Below are 274 nucleotides of genomic sequence, written 5' to 3'. Positions count from 1 at the left end.
GACCAGATCTGCCGCCAGATCTGGCGAGGGAAGCCGGTGAAGGCCAACAGGTCGTCACGGGCCTCGTCCAGATGCTGCGCGGCCTCGGGGTGCTTGGCCTCCAACGAATCCACCACGCGGGCGTGCTGGGCGTGCACCTCTTCGGCGGCGGGCTGGTCGAAGATGGTGCGCACCAGCGTCGCCACCCACGGCTGAGCCGACTTGGGGACTCTGGTGAGCAGGTTGCGCAGGTAGTGGGTGCGGCACCGCTGCCAGGACGCCCCCGGCAGCGTCG

General features: G+C 70.1%; 1 protein-coding gene. It reads right to left on the bottom strand.

The window, feature by feature from the left end; genetic code table 11:
- On the bottom strand, positions 1 to 274 hold a 274-nt coding region (locus QSK22_RS33495), incomplete at both ends, for a transposase (protein WP_285498538.1).

This window comes from Actinomadura sp. NBRC 104425 (assembly GCF_030269545.1).
Lineage (GTDB): Bacteria > Actinomycetota > Actinomycetes > Streptosporangiales > Streptosporangiaceae > Spirillospora > Spirillospora keratinilytica.
The sequence above is the reverse complement of the archived record's forward strand: the minus strand, read 5'-3'. Positions and strand labels throughout refer to the sequence as shown.